This is a genomic window from Enterocloster aldenensis, from assembly GCF_003434055.1.
Lineage (GTDB): Bacteria > Bacillota > Clostridia > Lachnospirales > Lachnospiraceae > Enterocloster > Enterocloster aldenensis.
On record NZ_QVEX01000040.1, the window covers coordinates 1 to 482 of the forward strand.

The window sequence follows — 482 nt, forward strand, 5'->3', positions numbered from 1 at the left end:
AGAATGAACCGGCGAGTTACTGTATGGAGCGAGGTTAAGCAGGATATGCGGAGCCGAAGCGAAAGCGAGTCTTAAGAGGGCGAAAGTTGCATGCAGTAGACCCGAAACCGGGTGATCTAGCCATGACCAGGTTGAAGTTGGGGTAAAACCCGATGGAGGACCGAACCGACCCCCGTTGAAACGTTGGCGGATGAGTTGTGGCTAGGGGTGAAATTCCAATCGAACCCGGAGATAGCTGGTTCTCCCCGAAATAGCTTTAGGGCTAGCGTCGAGGTAGAGAGTTGCGTGAAGGTAGAGCACTGAATATGTGATGGCCCCATCTCGGGGTACTGAGCATAATCAAACTGCGAATGTCACGGAAACATACTCGGCAGTCAGACAGCGGGTGATAAGGTCCGTTGTCAAGAGGGAAACAGCCCAGACCATCAGCTAAGGTCCCAAAATGTATGCTAAGTGGAAAAGGATGTGGAGATGTACAGACA

The 482-nt window shown here is 51.7% G+C and carries 1 rRNA gene (running past one end of the window); it reads left to right on the plus strand.

The features are described 5' to 3' along the window. Nucleotides 1-482, plus strand: a 23S ribosomal RNA gene (locus DWX59_RS28350); its annotated part runs 1,715 nt beyond the window's last position; the annotation flags it as partial.